Origin of the sequence: Olsenella sp. An188, assembly GCF_002160255.1 — a bacterium.
GTDB classification, from domain to species: Bacteria; Actinomycetota; Coriobacteriia; order Coriobacteriales; family Atopobiaceae; genus Thermophilibacter; species Thermophilibacter avistercoris.
Genome location: NZ_NFKF01000003.1, coordinates 142,641 through 161,835 on the forward strand (window position 1 = coordinate 142,641; position 19,195 = coordinate 161,835).

Annotated in this window: 17 protein-coding genes; 8 read left to right on the top strand and 9 right to left on the bottom strand. The window is 69.1% G+C overall.

Features of this window, described 5'->3' with window-relative positions:
• Positions 1-11: 11 nt before the first annotated feature.
• Genes trmB through B5F23_RS04740 form a run of 3 tightly spaced genes read right to left on the bottom strand, consistent with a single transcriptional unit; the run spans position 12 to position 3,219 of the window.
• Positions 12-875 carry a tRNA (guanine(46)-N(7))-methyltransferase TrmB gene (gene trmB / locus B5F23_RS04730; RefSeq protein WP_087352292.1) on the bottom strand — a complete coding sequence of 288 codons (864 nt, stop codon included), beginning with the start codon at positions 873-875 and terminating at the stop codon, positions 12-14.
• Positions 876-919: 44 nt separating this feature from the next.
• Positions 920-1,552, bottom strand: coding sequence for a 5'-deoxynucleotidase (yfbR, locus tag B5F23_RS04735; RefSeq protein ID WP_275083203.1), 633 nt, complete (start codon positions 1,550-1,552; stop codon positions 920-922).
• Positions 1,552-3,219, bottom strand: coding sequence for a putative manganese-dependent inorganic diphosphatase (locus tag B5F23_RS04740; RefSeq protein ID WP_087352294.1), 1,668 nt, complete (start codon positions 3,217-3,219; stop codon positions 1,552-1,554). The genes yfbR and B5F23_RS04740 overlap by 1 nt, the downstream gene beginning before the upstream one ends.
• Positions 3,220-3,491: 272 nt before the next feature.
• Between B5F23_RS04740 and ettA the strand changes: the two genes are divergently transcribed.
• Entirely contained in the window at positions 3,492-5,171 is a 1,680-nt protein-coding gene (gene ettA / locus B5F23_RS04745; protein WP_087352296.1) for an energy-dependent translational throttle protein EttA, read from the top strand.
• 187 nt (positions 5,172-5,358) lie between these two features.
• On the opposite strand, the gene B5F23_RS04750 is transcribed toward ettA, so the two are convergent.
• On the bottom strand, positions 5,359-6,600 hold the full coding sequence (locus tag B5F23_RS04750; protein ID WP_087352298.1) for an ATP-binding protein: 1,242 nt from the start codon (positions 6,598-6,600) through the stop codon (positions 5,359-5,361).
• 298 nt (positions 6,601-6,898) lie between these two features.
• Here B5F23_RS04750 and B5F23_RS04755 point away from each other — a divergent pair, with 298 nt between their 5' ends.
• The 3 genes from B5F23_RS04755 (at position 6,899) to B5F23_RS04765 (ending at position 10,674) form a co-directional block, all read left to right on the top strand.
• Entirely contained in the window at positions 6,899-7,864 is a 966-nt protein-coding gene (locus B5F23_RS04755; protein ID WP_087352301.1) for an L-lactate dehydrogenase, read from the top strand.
• 187 nt (positions 7,865-8,051) lie between these two features.
• Entirely contained in the window at positions 8,052-8,879 is an 828-nt protein-coding gene (locus B5F23_RS04760; RefSeq protein WP_087352303.1) for an ABC transporter ATP-binding protein, read from the top strand.
• Position 8,880: 1 nt separating this feature from the next.
• On the top strand, positions 8,881-10,674 hold the full coding sequence (locus tag B5F23_RS04765; protein WP_158096120.1) for a putative ABC transporter permease subunit: 1,794 nt from the start codon (positions 8,881-8,883) through the stop codon (positions 10,672-10,674).
• Positions 10,675-10,787: 113 nt separating this feature from the next.
• Here B5F23_RS04765 and B5F23_RS04770 read toward each other — a convergent pair whose 3' ends face one another.
• A complete protein-coding gene (locus tag B5F23_RS04770; RefSeq protein WP_087352308.1) occupies positions 10,788-11,900 on the bottom strand; it encodes a DUF1648 domain-containing protein in 1,113 nt (370 codons plus the stop codon).
• Between the two features lie 2 nt (positions 11,901-11,902).
• Positions 11,903-12,289, bottom strand: coding sequence for a GntR family transcriptional regulator (locus B5F23_RS04775; RefSeq protein ID WP_087352310.1), 387 nt, complete (start codon positions 12,287-12,289; stop codon positions 11,903-11,905).
• A 150-nt stretch (positions 12,290-12,439) separates the two neighbouring features.
• Here B5F23_RS04775 and B5F23_RS04780 point away from each other — a divergent pair, with 150 nt between their 5' ends.
• Positions 12,440-13,183 carry an ABC transporter ATP-binding protein gene (locus tag B5F23_RS04780; RefSeq protein ID WP_087352312.1) on the top strand — a complete coding sequence of 248 codons (744 nt, stop codon included), beginning with the start codon at positions 12,440-12,442 and terminating at the stop codon, positions 13,181-13,183.
• Positions 13,184-13,185: 2 nt separating this feature from the next.
• Entirely contained in the window at positions 13,186-14,826 is a 1,641-nt protein-coding gene (locus B5F23_RS04785; protein ID WP_087352314.1) for a putative ABC transporter permease subunit, read from the top strand.
• Between the two features lie 68 nt (positions 14,827-14,894).
• Here the strand turns inward: B5F23_RS04785 and ppgK are convergent, their stop codons facing one another.
• The gene (gene ppgK, locus B5F23_RS04790; protein WP_087352316.1) at positions 14,895-15,647 is read right to left on the bottom strand and encodes a polyphosphate--glucose phosphotransferase; all 753 of its coding nucleotides are present in this window, start codon (positions 15,645-15,647) and stop codon (positions 14,895-14,897) included.
• A gap of 118 nt (positions 15,648-15,765) precedes the next feature.
• A complete protein-coding gene (locus B5F23_RS04795; protein ID WP_087352318.1) occupies positions 15,766-16,470 on the bottom strand; it encodes a DNA alkylation repair protein in 705 nt (234 codons plus the stop codon).
• A 119-nt stretch (positions 16,471-16,589) separates the two neighbouring features.
• Here B5F23_RS04795 and B5F23_RS04800 point away from each other — a divergent pair, with 119 nt between their 5' ends.
• Both B5F23_RS04800 and B5F23_RS04805 read left to right on the top strand, forming a co-directional pair.
• Positions 16,590-17,348: a TetR/AcrR family transcriptional regulator gene (locus B5F23_RS04800; protein ID WP_158096121.1), complete on the top strand. Its 759-nt coding sequence runs from the start codon at positions 16,590-16,592 to the stop codon at positions 17,346-17,348.
• A 98-nt stretch (positions 17,349-17,446) separates the two neighbouring features.
• Positions 17,447-18,688 carry an MFS transporter gene (locus tag B5F23_RS04805; RefSeq protein ID WP_158096122.1) on the top strand — a complete coding sequence of 414 codons (1,242 nt, stop codon included), beginning with the start codon at positions 17,447-17,449 and terminating at the stop codon, positions 18,686-18,688.
• On the opposite strand, the gene B5F23_RS04810 is transcribed toward B5F23_RS04805, so the two are convergent.
• A complete protein-coding gene (locus tag B5F23_RS04810) occupies positions 18,580-19,158 on the bottom strand; it encodes an adenylate kinase (protein WP_206392259.1) in 579 nt (192 codons plus the stop codon). The two genes, B5F23_RS04805 and B5F23_RS04810, sit on opposite strands and share 109 nt — an antisense overlap.
• Between the last annotated feature and the right edge of the window lie 37 nt (positions 19,159-19,195).

A 19,195-nucleotide genomic window follows, 5' to 3' on the forward strand; every position in this document is an offset into this window, starting at 1 on the left:
GCCGGGGGCGCTCACGCATCCGCCGCCGGCCCCTCCCGGCGCGCCGCCGTCCTGAGCGCGCGGTTGCGCAGGTTCGTGACGGTCGCCTCCATGCCGTGCGGAGCGTACGAGAGCGCCTCGAGAGACTCCAGGTCGTGCGGGAGGTACGCCGCGAGCGAGAGCTCCGCGGTCTGCACGGCGCGCCTCGGGGCCGGCCCCGGCGTCGTCGAGAGTGCCAGGACGCGCGCGCCCTGTGCCCCGAGCCGCTCCTCGTACTCGCTCGACGGCTCGTCAGGCCGCTCCGCGCGGGCGTCTCGGCTTGCCCACAGCAGCTCGTAGCCGGCAAGGGGCACCTGCGTGAGCATGAAGTCAAAGAGGGGCTGGCTGTCCGTGCGCAGCCTCACCTCCGCACCCTGCGCCAGGACGTCGCGGAAGTCCATCAGCCGCTCCATGCTCGCCATTCTCTTGCCGGCGTCGCGCTTGCGCGGGAACGGCGTGGGGAAGTTGAGGTAGATTCTCCCGAGCTCGCCCGGCGAGAAGAACTCGCGCACCCGCATGCCCGTTCCGGGGACGACAACGACGTTGGTCAGGCCGCTCTCGTGGACGCGCTGCGCTGCGTATGCCACGCAGATCGGCTCGGAGTCCATGGCGACGAACAGCACGTCGGGCTCGTGCCGCGCCGCCTCGACCGCAAAGGCGCCCTTGCCGCAGCCCAGGTCGAGGCGCACCTCCCGGTAGCGGGGGACGTCCGGCCCGGCTGCCCCGATCCCGGGCCAGCACGCCTCGGCCCAGCGACCTCGCCAGTGCTCGGGAGCGAGCTCGATGACGTCGCGGTAGCGCTCGAGGCGCTCCTCGAGCACAAAGTTCTTCGGCAGGCGTGCGTGCAGGGCGTGCATGGGGCTCCGTTTCCTCGTACGCTCGGGTCGTTGGCTCGTGCGGGCTACAGCAGCTCGTCGAGGGTGGCTCCATAGGAGGGGAGAAACTCGCGCACGAAGTCCGCAACCTCAGGCAGCTCGGCGGCCATCTCGTCGACGGCGGCGCGGCAGGTGCGCTCGGCGCTTCCAAACTCCGCGTTGCCGGAGCGGGCCTCGTCCACGCACTTGATGAGCGCGGAGATCTTGTCGGCGGCCTTCACGAGGCGGCGCAGGTAGCGCTCGTCCTCGTCCGCGTCCGAGGCGAGCCAGAAGACGTCCTCGAAGGCCGGGCGCAGGTCGGCGGGCAGCGCGCTCACGAGCCGCTCCTCCGCGCTGTGCTCGACGGCGCGGTACGCGTCGCGGATCGTTCCGTCGTGGTACTTCACGGGCGTAGGCATGTCCCCGGTGATGATCTCGGAGGCGTCGTGGTAGAGCGCCACGACCGCGGCCCGCTCGGCGTCGAGCTCCCGACCGAAGCGCACGTTGCCGATGACGCACAGCATGTGGGCGATCAGCGCCACCTCGAGCGAGTGCTCGGAGAGGTTCTCGGGGCGCGCGCTGCGCATGAGGGCCCAGCGCTCGATGTACTTCATGCGCGAGAGCAGCGCGAGGAAGTGCGACTCCCCGCCGCGCTCCGGGCCGAGGTTCTTCTCGCCCACTAGCCCAGGTCCTCCTGCGTGCTCTGCAGCGTGGCCATGAGGGCGGGGATGACCTGCTTCTTGCGGCTCACGACGCCCGGGAGGCGCGCCATGCCGTCCTTGGGCTCCACGTCAAAGGCGCGCGAGACGACCTCCTCGGCGCCCTCGCCGTACCACAGAATCTCGCTCGAGGAGCTCTTCACGTCCGTGAACAGGTAGAAGACGAGCGGCAGCTCCTCGGTCGCGGCGGCCTCGGCGAGGTAGGGCCCGACGAGCTCCTCGGCGGCCTTGCGGCTCCTCTCGGTCATGTAGCTGCCCTGGCCCACGCCGAACTTGACGTTGCCGCGGCTGAAGACCTTGAAGTCGCCGTTGAAGACCTCCTCGGCGGTGCGGCCGGTGAGGTCGGCACCCGCCTCGAACATGGCGTCGGCGTAGGTGTCGATGTCGACGCCGGCGATCCGTGCGAGGTCTGCCGCGGCGGCGCGGTCCACCTGAGTGCAGGTGGGGGAGCGGAAGGCCAGCGTGTCGGAGAGGATGGCGGAGAGCATGAGGCCCGCGACGTTCTTGGGGATCTCCACGCCGTTCTCGCGGTACATCATGTGCACGATCGTGCAGGTGCAGCCCACGGGCATGTTGCGGAAGTAGGCCGGGCTCGAGGTCTCGATGGAGCCGATGCGGTGGTGGTCGATGATCTCCATGATCTCGGCCTGCTCGAGGCCCTCGACGGACTGCGAGCGCTCGTTGTGGTCCACGAGGATGACGTGCTTCTTCTTGGCGGACAGCAGGCTCGGGGAGCTGATGAGGCCCACGTAGGTGCCGTTCTCGTCGATGACGGGGAAGAAGCGGTGGCGGCTCTGCGCCATCATCTTGCGCGCGTCGTCGATGGAGGTGTTGACGCTCGCCTTGAGGATGCCCTCGGAGAGCATCTTGGCGCGCACCGGGATGGACATAGAGATGAGGCGTGCGGCGGCGTAGGTGTCGTAGGGGGTGGTGATGATGGCGCAGCCGTGGCGCTCGGCGGAGGCGACCACGCGGTGCGAGACGTGGGCGCTGCAGCAGATCACGAGGCAGCTGGCCTCGCACTCGACGGCAAACTGCTGCGTCTCGTAGCGGTTGGTCACGAGCACGATGTCACCGGGCTTGACGGTGTCCTCCATCATCTCCGGCGTGGTGCCCACGCAGACGTTGCCCCCGGTCACGCGCGCCGTGGGGTCGCCGAGGATCATCTCGCCGTTGAGCGTGTCGATGATGTTGGCGTAGCAGGTGTTGGACGCGCCGATCACGCCCATGTCGAAGACGTCCATGTTGGCGTTGGCGATGTCCTTGACCGCGATGAGGCCCTCGAGGTGGTTGTCCTCGTCGGTGATGCAGAGGGTGTCCGCCTTGGCGTCGCGCATGAGGTTCCAGGCGGCAAAGAGGCTCATCTCTCCGTCGATGCCGCCCTGGCGCTGGATCTCGGTGTCCTTGACCTGCGGTGCGACGGACGTGATGAGCGCGGGCTCCTCAAAGCCAAAGTGGCGCAGGACAAACGCCGTCTCGCGGTTGACCGCGCCGGCGCGGCGCGGCTCATAGATGTTGGTGTGCTCGACCTCGTTCTTGAGGTGCGCGTACGCGATGGCCGAGCAGATGCTGTCCGTGTCCGGGCGCAGGTGGCCGATGACGTTGACCTTGCGAATACCCTCAGGCATTGGAGCTCCTCCTGTTGTGTTCCCCTGTCCTCTGATTGTGCCACGCGAGCCGGACCTTTTCAGGCGGGGCGTCCCCGAACGGCGTCATTCGTGCAGGCGCTGTGAACGCGCTGGCGAGAAGGACCGTGGGGCCGACTACCCGACGGTTCTTCTTGCCGGCGCGCCGCCCTGCGAAGTGATGATTTGTGTGTGGGCTTGGGGCCTGCCGGACCTCTCCCCGTATAATTGCGGCACGAGACAGAAAACCCCTGCTAGCGAAAGGCGAGAAACCCATGGCGGAGTTCGTCTACATGTTCAACCGCGCCCGCAAGGCCGTGCACGACAAGGTGATCCTGGACGACGTCACGGTGGGCGTGTACCCCGGCGCCAAGATCGGCGTGGTGGGCCCCAACGGCGCGGGCAAGTCCACGCTGCTCAAGGTCATGGCCGGTCTCGAGGACGTCTCCAACGGCGAGGCGCGCCTCTCCCCGGGCTACACGGTGGGCATCCTCCAGCAGGAGCCGCCGCTCGACGAGGACAAGACCGTGCGCGAGAACATCGAGCAGGCCTTTGGCGACGTCCTCGCCAAGATCGAGCGCTTCAACCAGGTGAGCGCCGAGATGGCCGACCCGGACGCGGACTTCGACGCGCTCATGGCCGAGATGGGCCAGCTCCAGGACGAGATCGACGCCGCCAACGGCTGGGACCTGGACTCCCAGCTCTCGCAGGCCATGGACGCGCTGCAGTGCCCCGACCCGGACTCCCCGGTGACGCACCTCTCCGGCGGCGAGCGCCGTCGCGTGGCCCTGTGCCGCCTGCTGCTCGAGGCCCCCGACCTGCTGCTTCTTGACGAGCCGACCAACCACCTGGACGCCGAGTCGGTGCTGTGGCTGGAGCAGTTCCTTCACCGCTACCCCGGCGCCGTCATGGCCGTCACGCACGACCGCTACTTCCTGGACGACGTGGCCGAGTGGATCTGCGAGGTCGACCGCGGCCAGCTCTACCCCTACGAGGGCAACTACTCCACCTACCTGGAGAAGAAGGCCGCGCGCCTCGAGGCGCAGAGCCAGCAGGACGCCCGCCGCGCTAAGAAGATGAAGTCCGAGCTCGCCTGGGTGCGCTCGAGCCCCAAGGCGCGCCAGGCCAAGAACCGGGCCCGCCTCGAGCGCTACGAGCAGATGGAGGCCGAGGCCCGCGCCGTGAAGCGCGTCGACTTCACCGACATCCACATTCCCGTGGGCCCGCGCCTGGGAGCCAAGGTCCTCGAGGCCGAGCACCTCTGCAAGAGCTTCGGCGACCGCGTGCTGATCGACGACCTCTCGTTCTCCCTGCCGCGCAACGGCATCGTGGGCGTGATCGGCCCCAACGGCGTGGGCAAGTCCACCCTGTTCAAGATGATCGTGGGGCAGGAGGAGCCCACGTCGGGCACGCTTACGGTGGGCGAGTCCGTCAAGCTCTCCTACGTGGACCAGATGCGCGAGGGCCTGGATGCCGAGAAGACCCTCTGGGAGGTCGTGAGCGACGGAAACGACTACATCCGCGTGGGCGAGGCCGAGATTCCGAGCCGTGCCTACGTGGCGGCCTTCGGCTTCAAGGGTGGGGACCAGCAGAAGCGCGCCGGCGTGCTCTCCGGCGGCGAGCGCAACCGCCTGAACCTGGCGCTCACGCTCAAGCAGGGCGGAAACCTGCTGCTGCTTGACGAGCCGACCAACGACCTCGACGTCGAGACCTTGGAGTCGCTCGAGGAGGCGCTCGAGGAGTTCCCGGGCTGCTCCGTGGTGATCTCCCACGACCGCTGGTTCCTCGACCGCGTTGCCACGCACATCCTGGCCTGGGAGGGCGACGACGAGAACCCCGGCCGCTGGCACTGGTTCGAGGGCAACTTCGAGGCCTACCAGGCAGACCGCGAGAGGCGCCTCGGCGCGGAGGCCTCCAAGCCGCACCGCCTGCACCGCAAGCTGACCCGCGACTAGAGTTAGGGCACAACCCGGCCATCGGCAGAGCGTGGCGAGAAGGACCGCGCGTCCTTCTCGCCACGCGTGCATTTGCCGGTGCCGGCGACGGTGCATGTGCGCGGAACTTTGACTTATGCACGATTCATTCGACCCCACAATGCGGAGGGCGGCGATTGGCCTGGGGCGGCTGGTTGCCGCCCTCCCGCTACTCGCGTCCGAGCACCCAGTCGATGGTGTTCGCCACTCGAATTCCTTCCTCGGTGACTCCAAGTCCCAGGCGGTCGAGGGTGAGCACCATTTTTGGGAACGCGTCTCGTATGGCCAGCAGCGGCGTCAGTTCGCGTTCGCGGGTCTTCTCGCCCAGCATGGTTTCTGTGACCTGCACGTAGAGGCGCTCATCGGCCCTTGTTGCCACAAAGTCCACCTCGCCGGTGCGAAGCGCACCCACCTCAATGTGATAACCGCGGCGTATGAGCTCGTTGAAGACCAGGTTCTCCAGCTGAAAACCGGTGTCGCCTGCCCGGAAACGGGTGGCGAGGTTCCTTAGCCCCAGGTCGACGGGATAGAACTTGCGCAGGGGTGCGAGCACGGTTTTGCCCTGAAGGCCGGTTTGCGATGCCTCGCGAACAATAAAGGCCTGCTCAAGGGCATTGATGTAATTGTCGATAGTCTCTGAACTGGTTCGTCTTCCCATGCTGGTGAGGGCACCCACCACCTTGTTGGTTGAGAAGAGATTGCCAGACGTGGAAAAGAGGTAGGCGATGAGACGTTGCAGCAAAGCGACGTCGCGCAGGTTGAGGCGCCGGGCCACGTCGTTCAGGACCACGGTGTCCATGATGGCGGAGAGCTCTCTCGCAGCCCCCTCCTGCGTTAGCTCGCGCAGGGCAAAGAGGCCCGGCATGCCCCCGAAGCGCAGGTAGTCGGCAAAGGCGGCATCCTCGGCGGAGGGTTCCCCGTACGCCTCAAGAAAGCTCAGGTATTCGGAGAAGGAGAGGGGGTGCACCGGAACGCTGACATATCGTCCGGACAGCAGCGTCGCAAGATCGGACGAAAGCATGTGGGCGTTTGAGCCGGTGACGTACACGTCCGTTGCGGGCCTCGTGTGCAGGCTGCGCACCACGCGCTCCCACCCCTCAACCTCTTGAATCTCATCGAGGAGAACATAGCTGGGCGTCTGCGGATCTGCGCGGTCAAAGGCCTCCTCTAACTCACAAACGAGCTCTTCTGCGGAGGTTGCCAGTGGCAGGCCGAACTCGTCGAGGCGCTTGAAGAAAATATTGCGCTCCGGCACGCCTTCGGCAACAAGCCGATCCCTGAATGCCGAGAGTATGGTTGACTTGCCGCAACGGCGAACGCCTTGGAGCACCTTGATCTGGGGGGTATCGCGCAGGGACTCGAGCAGCTCCTGATAGGAGGGGCGGTCAACGCGCGTGATTCTCTCAGTCATGTGAGCTCCTCTCATCATTTCGAGTATATCTGAAGCTAGAGTACTTTGAAGACGGAGTTTCAGGTATAACTGAAACTCCGTCCATAGAGTGTCGATGCTTCAGGCATGGCGGAAACTATGAACTCGTCAGGGTCCTTCTCGTCCGGGCGTCATGGCCGCCGACCGGCTGTTCCGCCGCGCAACGCGCTTGTCATCTGGCACGCACAAAACGTCCACAAGACGTTAGAATGAGGGCGCCCCGCGAGGGTGCCCTTTCTTGGGACAGACGGCGCACGGCGCCACGTAGATAGGAGAGCAGATGCACGGCGACATCAGGACGCGCAAGGCGGTCATCATCGGCGCGGGACGCGTGGGCAGCCACGTGGCCCTGTGCCTCATGTTCCAGCACCTCGTGAACGAGATCGTCTTCCTCGACGTCAACAAGGAGGCCGCGCGTGCCCAGGCGCTCGACCTCGAGGACCTGGCCTCCGGCCTCGGCGACTCGTTCACCATCCGCGTGGGCGAGTACGCGGACTGCCGCGACGCCCACTTCGTGATCCTCACCGCCGGCCGCAGCCGCCGCCCCGGCGAGACGCGCCTCCAGATGCTCGACGGCACCGTCAAGGTGCTCGACGGCATCGTGGGCCCGCTGCGCGACTCCGGCTTCCACGGCATCCTGATCAGCGTCTCCAACCCGGCCGACATCGTGGTCGAGTACCTCTACCGCAACCTCGGCCTGCCGCGCAACCAGGTCTTCGGCACCGGCACCGCGCTCGACTCCGCGCGCCTGCGCCGCGTGCTCTCCGAGACCATCGACGTCTCGAGCCGCCAGATCCAGGCCTTCTGCATGGGCGAGCACGGCGACTCCATGTTCATCCCCACCTCGCGCATCTCGGTCGAGGGCATCAACCTGCGCGAGTACCTCTCCCTGCGTGACGACGTGGTCGACTCCATCGACTTCGGTGACGTCATGCGCCGCGTGCGCGAGTCCGGCGCCGCGATCATCTCCGGCAAGGGCTGCACGGAGTTCGGCATCGCCTCGATCGTGGCCGACCTCGTCACCTCGATCCTGCACAACGAGAAGCGCGTGGTCCCGCTCTCCACGCACCTCGAGGGCGAGTACGGCGAGTCGGGCATCTCCGCCGGCGTCCCGTGCGTGATCGGCGACCGCGGCGTCGACTCGGTGCTCGAGATCGACCTCTCCTACGACGAGCGCCGTGCGATGCGCAAGTCCTGCTCGATCATCCGCGACTACTGCGAGAAGGCGCTTCCCGCTCAGGAGTAGGGCCTGCGGTGGGAGGATCTCGGCCCGTCGTCCCCGTGCGCGCGGGGCGGCGGGCCGCTTTCGTTCCCGCGGGGGCCGGCGCCGCGGCCCGAAAAGGCTTACCAAACCGTCATGCAACAGCTTGCTGGGGGGGGGTTCTCCCAGCGTACAATGGAGCGGCTTTCCGAGCCACGACGACAGGAGTCCCATGATCAGAATCGATCACGTGAGCAAGTCATACGACGGCGGCGCCACCCTCTCGGTGCGCGACCTCAGCCTCGAGATTCGCTCCGGCGAGATCTTCGGCCTGCTCGGCCCCAACGGAGCGGGCAAGTCAACGCTGCTCAACATGCTCGCGGGCGTCCTCGCGCCCACCTCGGGCACCATCGAGCTCGGCGGCGTGAACGTGGTGGAGAACCCGCTCGCCGCCAAGCGCAACCTCTGCTACGTGGGCGACTCGCCCGACCACCTGCTGCGCCTCAAGGGCCACGAGTTCCTGCGCTTCATCGCGGACGTCTACGAGGTTCCCCAGGACGTGCGCTCCGCGCGCATCGCCGAGCTCGCGCACGAGTACGGCATGGAGGGCGAGCTGGACAACCAGATCCAGTCCTACTCCCACGGCATGCGCCAGAAGATGATGATCATGGGCGCGCTGCTGCCCGACCCCGAGACCTGGATTCTCGACGAGCCCATGACCGGCCTCGACCCCAAGGCGTCGTGGCTGCTCAAGCAGTCCATGCGTCGCCACGCCGACGCGGGCAAGACGGTGCTCTTCTCCACCCACGTGCTCGACGTCGCCGAGAAGGTCGTGGACCGCGTGGGCGTGATCGCGCACGGCGAGCTGCTCTTCGTGGGCACCGTCAATCAGATGCGCGAGCACTTCAAGAGCAACGGCTCGCTCGAGGAGATGTTCCTCGAGCTCACCTCCGAGAACTCCCCGTTTGCGTCGGAGCCGGAGAGGGGCGCGGCGGGCGAGAAGAACGATGCCCCCGCGGCGCGCCCGGCGGGTGCGCCCGAGCCGCCGGAGGTGCGCTAGCATGGCGCGCGCGGCGGCCCAGGACTTCTCCTGGAAGCAGTTCCGCGTGATGCTGCGCGTGATCCGCAAGGGCGAGCAGCACCTCGACAACACCGGCATGGGCCTCGGCGGGGACGCCGAGGCCACGGGCAAGGGGGTCGCCACCAAGGTGGGGCTCGGCCTGAGGCGCGTTGCCATGGCGGTCCTCTACCTCATCCTCGCCGGTGCCTTCTTCGCGCTCGGCATCGGCCTGGGCGCGGCGGGCGTCACGCCCTACTCCGCCTTCAGCCTCTCGGTGGTCAGCCTCGTCACGCTCACGGTGCTCACGGGCGTCTACCAGGCCGTGAACATCCTCTACTTCGTTCGTGACCTCAGCTACTACCTCACGCTGCCCATCTCGGCCACCACGATCATGTGGGCCAAGCTCACGCACTTCCTGGCCCTCTCCGTGCTCGGCGACCTCATCCTCGTCCCCGTGCCGCTCGGCTGCCTCTTCGCGCAGAGCGCGCCGGCGCTCACCTGGCCGCTCACCGTCGTGGCCTTCGTGCTGTGCGCGGTGGCGGTCAACCTCGCGCTGGTCATCGTGTGCGTGCCCATCATGCGCTTCTCGCGCCTCGCGCACGACAAGGACCGCTTCTCGCGGGTCTTCGGCGGCCTCATCGTGGTGCTTGCGCTCGCCATTGGCGTGGGCAGCCAGTTCGCCCTGCGCGGCGACGGTCTTGCGAGCTTGGCCTCCGGTGCCGACGAGCTGCTCTCCGGCGGCGCTCCCATGGTGGTGATGGGCGTGATCTGCCCGCCCTCGCTCTTCGTGCGGCAGGCGCTGACCGGGGACGCGCTGGGCGTGGCGAGCGGGCTGGCGCTCATGGTGGCGAGCGTGGCGCTCTACGCGCTCGTCCTCTCCGCGCTCGCGCGGCGCTGGTACTTCGAGGGGGTCCAGTCGCTCCAGGGCGCGGGCGCCAAGAGCGGCCGCCGCGTGGAGGGCGCCGAGCTCGCGCGCGCCACGCGCTCGCGCGGCCAGGTCTCGGCCAATCTCTCCCGTGACTGGAAGACCATGGTCCGCGTGCCCGTGTTCTTCAACCAGTTCGTGCTGAGCTCGCTGCTCATGCCGCTCTACTTCGTGGTCATCATGGTGGCGAGCGGTGTCCTCGCGTTCTCGGAGATGGAGCAGGCCGGCGTCTCGGTCCCGTTGCTGCTCGAGCTCGTGCGGACGGCCACGGCCACCTTCACGCCGGGCAGCCTCGAGCTCGCGTGGTGCGCGGTGGGAGTGCTCGGCTTCTCCATCCTCCTCGGCTTCTCGTCCTACACCTTCACGATGGGCGTGAGCCGCGACGGGGACGACTTCTTCTTCCTGCGCGCCCTTCCCATGGACTGGCGCTCCTACCTCGTTGCCAAGTTCGTCTCGCCGTTCGCGCTCTCCACGGTGCCGATGCTCGTGCTCATGCTGGTGGCGCTCGTGGTGCTCGGCGTTCCCGTCGTGTCCGGCGCCTACCTCGTGCTCGTCTACCTGGGGGCCACCGCGACGCTCGGGCTGCTCTCGCTCGGGCTCGGGGCGCGCTTCCCGCGCCTCACCTGGGACAACGAGGCCCAGCTCGTCAAGGGTGGCGGCGCGACGCTCATGGTCTTCGCGGGACTCGTGGTGGGCGTCGTGGTGATGGCGCTGCCCGCGCTCGCGCTTCTCGCCGGGTGCCTGTGGCTCGTGATCGAGCCCTGGCTTTGCCTCGTGCTCGCGCTCGTCGCCTTCGTCGCGGAGGGTGCGGCGCTGGCGTGGTGGGTGCTGGGCCCCTGCGCGCGTCACCTCTCCCGCCTGGAGCGCTAGCGGAGAGCTCCGCGCGCCCGACGTCGCGAGGTGCCCCCTGCCCGAGGCCCTTCTCGCCTCCGTGGGCAGGGGGCACGCGTGTGCCTGGGGCCGGGACGCGCCCTGGATGCGCGCTACCCGACGAGCGCCTGGAGGATTGCCACGAACGCCGCGATCGACAGGGCGAGAAGTGCCGTGAGCCCCCAGGCCCTGGGGTTGCCCCAGTTCATGGCCCAGCCGACGCCAAAGCGCCGCGGCAAGATCACGGCCGGGTCCTCGCGGTTGACGTAGAAGATTCCCGCCTTCCAGTGCTCGTCGTCATCGAAGTCGAGCGTGCGGGCCGCGGGCGTGTGGCGCAGGAGCCGGGTGCCGGACTGTCCGTAGGCGGCCGACGTGCCCAGGGTCACCGCGCACGCGGCTACGCAGACCACGGCGACGCCGACGGCGGCGTGGCCCATGCTGATCACGCCCGCAAACGAGAGCGGCATGAGGGCGATCGACGCCTGGACGAGCATGCCGGCGGCGAGCAGCGCCAGGCTCTGCGCCCGGGCGAACGCCCCGTAGGCGAGGGAAGAGGAGGCGGGCGCCTCCGTGGAGACCGGGCGCTTGCTGCGCCGGATCATCCAGTGCGACGAGGCGAAGGCCCCGCCCAGGAAGAGCTGGATCGCCGCCGGGAACGCAAAGACGACCCACCCCTTTGCGATGGTGTCGTCGACCTGCCCCGCCGCGTTCATGTGGATGGGGACGACGTCGGGCATGGAGGGGTAGAGCGCTGCCGTCAGCGCGAGCGTGGCGAGAATGACGGGCAGGTAGAGGAGGTTCCACCAGAGCGAGAGGACCTGCGGGGCGTCCTGCGCGGCGGAGCCCACGACGGCGCTCGCGCGCTCGTGGCGGGCCTGCCACCCCTCGGCCCGCTTGATGGCGCGCACACGCGAGCGGAAGGCCAGCATCAGCAGGAACCCCGCGAGGGGAAGGGACAGCACCACGGCCGCGAGCCCGACGGGGCTGGTGCCGGCGAGCGTCCAGGAGAGCGCCACGGCGAGCGCGGAGAGGGCCAGCATCGCGAGTGAGTAGGCGACGCGCATGCGGCGCAGGCGCGGGTCGGCTTGGGCGACCTCGGGGACGGTGACGGCAAACGCCTCGCGGCGGCGCGTGAGCCACGGCACGAGGGCGAAGGTGGCCCCGGTGAGCAGGGTGATGAGCGCCATCATGGTGCGCCCGGTCAGGGAGACGAGCTCGGGTGACATGGTCAGGCCCCCTCGGGGAGGTCGGAGGCCGCGCGCAGCGCCGCCTCGACGAACGCGGCCCGCGTGCCCCCGGACGCCTTGAACTCCACGGCGAGCCTCCCGAGCTCCTCGTCGAGCGCCGCCTCGTCCATGCCGGCGGCCGGGTCCGCGGGGGCGTCCGCAACGTAGGCGCCGCGCCGGCCGAGCATGATGACGTACCCCTCGTCGCGCAGGGTCGCGTATGCCTTGTTGACGGTGTGCAGGTTGATGCCCAGGTCCTCCGCGAGCGAGCGCACGGAGGGCAGGGGGTCGCCGGGGCGCAGCTCGCCCGCGGCTATCCCCGCGATGACCTGGGCCCGCAGCTGCAGATACAGCGGGGTCTCGGAGAGCTTGTCCACGGTTATGACCATGAGGGTCGCTCTTCTCGCCGGCGTGTTCTTGTTCTATGGGAACTATAGCAGACGTCCGCGAAGTGTGGTATACCATCGCATCATCTGTTCTATTCCAGATAGAGCAGAGAGGCGTTGGCGGGGAGGGCCCCGCCGCGAAAGGAGGAAGCGATGGCGCGTCCCATTCTGGAGGTCGAGCACTTCACGAAGCGCTACGGCGACAAGGTCGCGGTTCGTGACGTCTCCCTGACGGTCGAGGCCGGGGACATCCTCGGGTTCATCGGGCACAACGGCGCGGGAAAGACCACGCTCATCCGCTCGGTGGTGGGCGCCCAGCCGGCGAGCGGCGGGCAGGTCCGCGTGTGCGGGGCGGACGTCGCGCGCGAGCCCGTGGCGGCCAAGCGCCGCCTGGCCTACGTCCCCGACAACCCCGACGTCTACGAGTTCATGACGGGCATCCAGTACCTCGACTTCATGGCCGACGTCTTTGGGGTGGACGCGGCCACGCGGCGCGCGCGTATCGCGGAGCTCGCCGAGCGGCTCGAGCTCACGTCCGCGCTCGGCGACCTCGCGGGCAGCTACTCCCACGGGATGCGGCAGAAGCTCGTCCTCGTGGGGGCGCTGCTGCACGACCCGGATCTGCTCGTTCTCGACGAGCCCTTCGTGGGTCTCGACCCCGCCGCGTCCCATGAGCTCAAGGCGCTCCTGCGCGAGCGCGCCGAGGCGGGCGGGGCGGTGTTCTTCTCGTCCCACGTACTCGAGGTCGTGGAGCGCCTCTGCGACCGGGTCGCCGTGATTCGCGCGGGTGAGCTCGTGGCCCTGGGGCCCACCGACGAGGTGTGCGGCAGCGAGTCGCTCGAGGACGTGTTCCTCGAGCTCGTCGAGGGCTCGCGCGACGAGAGGGGAGGTCGGTAGCGATGGGTGACTTCGGGAGGCTGGTCGCGCTCCAGGCGCGCTCGCTCGCATGGGGACTCGTGGGCCGCGGGCACGGCGGGAGGGCGCGGGCGCTTGGCGTCGCGCTCGGCGCGCTCGCGCTCTCGGGGCTCGCCGTCGCCTACCTGTACCTGACGGGAAGTGGGCTCGTGGCGCTGGGGCTCGCGCAGGCGATCCCGGCGCTCGCGGCCCTCGCGGGCTCGCTCGCAGGCGTGGCCTTTGCGTTCATGAAGGCCAACGGCACCCTCTTCGGCCTGCGCGACTACGACTTCGTGGCGGCCCTGCCGGTTCCCACAGCCGTTGTCGTGCTCGCGCGCATGGCAACGCTCCTCGGCAGCGGCGTGGCGCTCTCCTTGATCGTCTCCGCGCCGCTCTACGTCGCCTACTTCGGCGCGGTGCCGGCGGGTGCGCAGGCGCTCGCGTGCGCCGTCCTGGGGACGCTCGTCGCACCGCTCGCCCCGGTCGCCGTCGCGTCGCTCGCCGCCTTCGGCGTCTCCGCCGCGGCGGCGCGCTTCCGTCACGCGGGCGTGGCCTACCTGGTCCTCTCGCTCGCGCTCGTGGTCGCGATCGTCGTGGGGTCCGCGGTGCTCGGCGCGGAGGCGGGAGACATGGACGCCGACGCGCTCGTCGCCGCGGCGGGCGGCGCGGCGGCGCTCCTGAGCTCGTCGGTCGAGGCCGCCTACCCGCCGGCGGCGTGGCTCGCCGCGGCCGTGACGCACGGCTCGTGGGCCGGCCTCGCGGCGTTTCTCGGCACGTCGGCCCTTGTGTGCGCGGCCACGGCCGCGCTCGTGACGCGCCTCTACCCGCGGATGGGCGGCACGGTCTCCGTGCGCGGCGGCCGCTCGTTCAGCGCGAGCGGGATCCGGGGGAGGGTCGCCTCCCCGCTCGGGGCGCTCGTCATCAAGGAGCTTCGCCGCGTGGCCACGCTGCCGACCTATGCGCTCAACTGCTGCGTCGGGCTCGTGCTCATGGTGGTGCTGGCGGCGGCCCTGGGGGTGGTGGGGCTCGAGGGCCTGCTCACCTCCGGGGCGATCGACGGCGTGGACGTGACGGCCGAGCAGGCGGCCGCGATCTCGGTCCCGGTGTGTGCGGCGCTTCCGTGGGCCTTTGGCTTCTGCGCGGCGATGTCGCTCACGGCGGCCCCGTCCGTCTCGCTCGAGGGGCGCTCCGCGTGGGTGATGGCGTCGCTTCCGCTCGCGCGGCGCACGGTGCTCGGTGCAAAGCTGCTGGCGAACCTGGTGCTCGGCGGGGCCGCCATCGCCGTCTCCACGGCGGTCCTTCTCGCCTGCGGGAGGGTGGGCGTGACGTGCGCCCTCGAGTGCGCCGTGGTCGCGACGGGGATGCTCGCGGGCCTTTCCGGCCTCACGATCACGCTCGACGCGCGGCGCCCCAACTTCGGCTTCTCCTCGCCCAACGAGGTCGTCAAGCGCGGGTTTCCCATGATGGTGGGCGTCATGGGCGGCCTGGTCGTCTCGTTTGGGTGCGCCTTCGCGGCGTTTCTCGCCAGCTCCTCGCTCGGGCAGCTCGCGGCAGACGCCCTTAACGTGGGGGTGCCCGCGCTGGTTGCCGTCGCGGGCATGGCGGCGTTTCTGCGCGAGACGAACGACGAGCACGTCTACGCGTAGGCGCACGGGCGAGGGGCGGCCACGCATGACCGCCCCTCGGCGTGTTCCCCGTGCGTGTCCGGGCGGGCCTACCTGCGCGAGGCGGCAAAGGCGGCCGCTCCGACGATGCCTGCGTCGTTGAGCAGCGTCGCGGGATAGACGGGCGTCTCCACCTCGAGGTACGGGAAGAACTTCTCGTGCCGCTTGCTCACGCCGCCGCCTATGACAAAGGCCTCGGGGCTGAGGTAGAACTCGAGGAGGCGCAGGTACTTGGTCAGGCGCTTGCCCCACTTCTTCCAGCTGAGGTCCTCGCGCTGGCGGGCGGAGTCGGCCGCCAGCCGCTCGGCGTCCTCGCCGTGCTTGCCCATGGTGAGGTGGCCGAGCTCGCTGTTGGGCACGAGCACCCCGTCCATGACGAGCGCGGTCCCGATGCCGGTTCCCAGCGTGACGGTGACCACGAGCCCGCGGTGGCGGCGCGCCTCGCCGTAGAGGCTCTCGGCAAGGCCGGCCGCGTCGGCGTCGTTGACCACGTGGACGGGGCGCCGGCACGCCTCGGAGAGCTTGGCGGTTATGTCGACGCCCACCCAGGACTGGTCGAGGTTGGCCATGAAGCCGATGGGCCGGCCGGGGTGGACCGGCGCCGGGAAGGCAACGCCCACCGGCACGGACGCGTCCACCTCAAAGTGGTCGAGCAGCTGAGAGACGATCTGCGAGACCGCCTCGGGCGTGGACTCCTCTGGGGTGGGGGTGCGCAGGCGCTCTGCCGCAAAGCGGCCGCGCTCAAGGTCGACGGGCGCCCCCTTGATGCCGGACCCACCGATGTCGATGCCAAAAGCGTCCATGCCGTGCCTCCCGTTCCCTCGTGCGGACAGCTGGCAAAACTGTAGGACGCGCGGGTGCGGCCGCGGGCGAGAAGAACCCCGTGCGGCGGCGATGGGACGGCCAGCGTGCGGCGGACGGCTACGCCCGGACCTTGAGGGACTGCAGGTACGCCCTCTGCTCGGGCGTCACGCGGCGGCTCTCGCGCGCCTTCTGCAGCGACTTGTTGTGCGTCCACGCGTCCAGGCGCGGCGGGCGCGCCTCAAAGAGCGGAAGCGTCGCCTCGCCCTGGCGTATCAGGGCGTACGAGAAGTACCAGGCGCGTGCCATGTTGACGTAGTACTCCGGGCGGTCAATGTCTGCGACGAGCTGCAGCTGGCTCGGCTCGAAGGCGTCGCCCAGAAAGAGCGACATGAGCGTGGTCACGCCGAAGCGCACCACGTACTCGGGACTCTCAGGCGCGACCCACGAGCGGATTCTCTCGATCGTGGCGTCCAGGTCTCGCCCGAGGGCGCCCACGCGGATGAGGTCGCACGTGGCCCAGTTGTCCACGTGGGGGAGAAACGCCTCCAGCAGGCAGAACGCCTCCTCCGGCGTCCTGGCGAGAAGCCCGATGAGCTCGGCGTGGAGGTTCATCTCGTCATAGGTGGCGTGCGGCAGATGCGCCGCCACGAAGGCATGCGCCTCGTCCGGGCGCCTTCGTGCGAGCTCGCGGGCGTAGCGGCGCAGCGCGGGCGTGCGCACGCCGAGGATGCGCCCCGCCTCGACCGTGGGGACGAGCCTGGCCTGGAAGTCGCGATAGGCCGGGTCCGCCAGCGCGGCGAGCTCCTCTCGGATGGTCGGCATGGAGGCCCCTTCCGACTGCGGATGGTAGACCCATCTTAGGTTGCTTCGTGGCGATGCGCCCTTGTCGAGGATACATACCTTTGGTATGTTTATTCTGGCGAGAAGGACGGAGGTCCCCCATGGCGCGCAACAAGTATCCGGAGGAGACGGTCCGGCGCATCCTGGACGTGGCCGAGGAGCTCTTCATGACCCGCGGCTACGAGCGGACCACGATGGCCGACATCGTGGGCGGTCTCGGCGGGCTCACCAAAGGGGCCGTCTACCATCACTTCAAGAGCAAGGACGAGGTATTCGAGGCGGTGTTCGAGCGGGCCAACCGGCCCGTCGTGGAGCGCTCCGACGCGATCGTCGCCGACCCCTCGCTCACGGGCCTCGAGAAGCTCCGCGCGCTCGACGAGGCGTCCGCGTCCGGCCCCTCCGCGGAGATGTGGGCCGCGATGCGCCCGTCGGCCGACCCCGTGAAGAGCGCGCGCATCCTCGCGCGCGAGTACCAGGACGTGCTCGAAACCGCGCACGCCTACGTGGAGCCGGCCATCCGCGAGGGCGTGGAGGACGGGTCCATCCGCTGCGAGCACCCCCGCGAGACGGCGGAGGTCCTGCTCGTGATTGCCAACCTGTGGATGGTGCCGCTGTTCAACCCGGTTGCCTCGGAGGAGGAGTTTGCGGCGCGCGTGGAGGTCTTCCTCAAGGTGGCGCAGGCGCTTGGGATAGACCTTGTGGACTGGGAGTCCATCGACCCCTCGCGCGTGATTCGCGACGCGTGGGCGCCCTTTTCGGGGCAGGGGGAGCAAGATACGTCTGAGGCGTCTGGGGCGGGGGAGGAAACCGCCGGTGGCGCACGTGAAATGCAACCGGGGGTTGGTGGTGGCAACCGCTAGACGCCCGTATCGTGACACCTGGGCGAAGGAGAGCCGCCTCGTGCGGCTTCCTTTCGAGCCAATATACATACCAACCGCATGTATGAAAGGGGAAGATGATGACACAGGAGTCGGGCAGGCGGGGTGCGCGCCTCTTCTCGCCGGGGTTCGTGGCCATCATGGTCGCCCAGGTCTTCTCGCTGCTGGGGATGGAGATCCTGCAGTTCGTGATCCCGCTCCACCTGCTCAACCTCACGGGCTCGGGCACGCTCTACGGGGCGGTCGTCGCGCTCGGGAACGTGCCGTACCTGCTGCTCGCCCCCATCGGCGGTGTGGTCGCCGACCGCACGCGCAAGCGCGCCGTGATGGCGGCGTGCGACCTCGTGCTCGCCGCGGCGCTTCTCGGCTACCTGGCGCTCTCCGGGTCCACGCAGCTCGTCCCCCTCACGTCAGCCGTGCTGATGGTTGCCTTTGCGGCGCAGGCCATCTACCAGCCCTGCGTGCAGTCCTCGGTGCCGCGCGTGATGGCCCCCGAGCGCCTGGAGCAGGCCGTCGCGGTGACCAACCAGGTGAGCATGCTCACGGGCATCGGGGGGCCGGTGCTCGGCGGGCTCGTCTTCGGGTTCTTTGGGCTGGCGCCCATCGTGGTGGTCTCGGCGGCGTGCTTCGTGGCGGCGGGGGCCCTGGTGCTCGCGTTCGTGCGGGTGCCCTACGAGCCTCCCGCCCGCACGGCGGGGCCCCTCGCCACGGTCCGAAACGACCTCGCGGAAGCCCTGCGGTTCCTGCGCTCGCGTCCCGTTATGTGGCACATCATCATCGCCGCCACGCTCGTCAACCTGTTCGGCTCCTCCTTCTTCAACGTGGGCTCGTCCTACATCGTCACCGAGACGCTGGGCCTCTCCAACCAGCTGCTTGGGGTTCTCCAGGGCACCCTCGCGGTGGGCGGCCTCGTCGGCGGCGCCGTGGTGGCGCTGCGCCCGGGCGGGCTGGGGATCAAGAGCTCGCCGGCGCTTCTCGGCTGCACGGCAGCGGGCCTCGCTGCCATAGCGGCGGTGCTCGCTGCGCCGCTGCCCGCGCTCGGCGCCTACGCGGGGATGCTCGTCGCCTACCTCGCGTCGATGGCCTTCTGCATGGCGCTCTCCATCGTGGCCATGTCGTATCTGCAGCTCAAGGCGCCGGAGACGCTGGTGGGCAAGGTCATGGCGCTCACGGTCATGCTCGCAAACTTCGCGGCGCCCGCCGGCCAGGTGGTCTATGGGCTGGCCTTCGACCGCGTGCCGGCCTGGTCGGTCGCGCTCGTCGCCGCGGTGGCGACGGCGGCGGTCGCAGCGTGGCTCTCCCGCTCCATCCGCGAGAGGTAGGCGGCTATCTCGGCGTGCGAGCTGAGCTCGACGAGCTGGCAGGTTGCCGGGCGCCTCTCGAGAGCCTCGCGGATCAGAGGCTCCTTCTTCTCCCGGAACTCCATGACGTAGCGCTCGAACTCCGGGTCGTGCTTCGTCTTCTTCCAGGGGAGGTCCTCTCGCGGCCCTCCGATGCGAGAGCGGACGGCGTCGAGGCACTCCTGCGTGGGCGGGCTGAGGAGAAAGACGGTGTCGGCCCTCTCCAGGCGCTCCGGAAGCGTGCGCAGGTAGGTGCCGTCGATGATCCAGCGAGGCTGGGCGACGATCGCCGCGTGCTCCGCGTCGAATCTTTCCGGCGCAATGTGGCTGCCGTCGGGCAGGTGCCAGACCATGTCGAGGTAATGCAGGGGGAGGCCGGTGATGTCGCGCAGCGCCCTCCCGAGGGTGGACTTCCCGGCGCCCGAGCTGCCAACGATGGCGATGCGCTCCATGTGTCCCTCCCGTCTTGAAACCGAATATGTGTTCTGC